The following is a 1180-nucleotide window of genomic DNA, read 5'->3' as shown; positions in this document are numbered from 1 at the left end:
AGGACGGGCTGAGTTTGCCCGGGCCACCCGTGGACCAAGGTCCGTCCTCAAACGCCGGACGGGCTGAGTACGCCCAGCCCCGCCGGCGATTGAGGCGCGGGGGCTCGGGGCGCGGCCGACGTACCACCAACCCGACCCCGGAGGCCCCCATGACCACCCCCACCGACGCCACCCACTGGCTCACCACCCTCACCCACCGCTTCCCCCACCTCCTCACCGAACTCTCCCCCGGCTCCTCCGGCCCCATCGGCGGAGCCGGACGAACCACCCGCACCCACGCGCCCGCGCCCCTGCGCCTCCATGTGTCCGACGCCATCCGGGACATCACCGACGGAGTCGTCGAACTCGACGAGGCCGTCCACGAACGCCTCGGCCTCGGCCGCCCCCGCAAGGCGCGGGTCCCCGAGCGCCTGGCCCGGGTCGCCGGGCTCGTCGGCCGGATGGCCGGCCACCCCGACCTCGTCGCACACGTCGCCGACGAGGCCCGCCGGATGGCGGGGCGCTGCGCCCGCGCGGTCGGCGACGGCGAGCCGATGACCCGCATCGGCGGACGCTGCCCCTGGTGCGACTCCGTCTCCCTGCGCGCCTTCCCCGACCGGCGCGCGGTCCTCTGCGTCAACCCCGGCTGCCGGTGCGCCTCCGCCGGCTGCGGCTGCGGCGCGGACCCCGCGTACCGCCACAGCTGGAAGGAGGGCGGCTGGGACGCCCTGGCCGGCACCGACCCGTCCGAGATCGCCGCCGCCCTGGACACCACCGGTGAGGGAGTACGCCGATGAACCCCTCCACCCCGCTGATCACCGGCGCCCTCGCCGCCACCGAGGCCGGCGTGGTGCCCGCCACCATCCGCAAGTGGGTCCAGCTCGGCCATCTGACACCCGCCGGGCGGCGCGGCCGGGCGCAGCTCTTCCGGCTGGAGGAGGTCTTCGCCGCGGAGCGCGCGACCCGTCGCAGAACCTAGGTCGTCTCTTTCGGATCGTGCCGGGGCTCGCGAGCCCCGGCACCGCGCCTCGCCGATCCGGCAAGATCCGAAAGAAACTCCCCAGGCCGACGGCCGGACACCGAGCAGAGAAGAGGCGGTCACCCCTCCCCGGGTGGCCGCCTCTCCGCGTTATTTGCTGCGCGCGCGCACGAACTGGTTGCGCGTCCGCACGATCTGCGTCACAGTTGGTGCAGCGGCGGA

2 protein-coding genes are annotated in these 1180 nt (G+C 74.9%); both read left to right on the top strand.

The annotated features are described in order from the left end of the window. Positions 1–149: 149 nt before the first annotated feature. Positions 150–776 carry a hypothetical protein gene (locus ACWCRA_RS03450; RefSeq protein ID WP_451066771.1) on the top strand — a complete coding sequence of 209 codons (627 nt, stop codon included), beginning with the start codon at positions 150–152 and terminating at the stop codon, positions 774–776. After that, a complete protein-coding gene (locus ACWCRA_RS03445) occupies positions 773–958 on the top strand; it encodes a hypothetical protein (protein ID WP_351547899.1) in 186 nt (61 codons plus the stop codon). The genes ACWCRA_RS03450 and ACWCRA_RS03445 overlap by 4 nt, the downstream gene beginning before the upstream one ends. Positions 959–1180 lie beyond the last annotated feature (222 nt).

Source organism: Streptomyces sp. NPDC001889, from assembly GCF_053594535.1.
This window is presented reverse-complemented; position numbering and strand designations above follow the sequence as displayed.

Coding starts and splice junctions, on each gene's coding strand:
- ACWCRA_RS03450 (WP_451066771.1), top strand. CDS start 150: ATGACCACCCCCACCGACGCCACCCACTGGCTCACCACCCTCACCCAC.
- ACWCRA_RS03445 (WP_351547899.1), top strand. CDS start 773: ATGAACCCCTCCACCCCGCTGATCACCGGCGCCCTCGCCGCCACCGAG.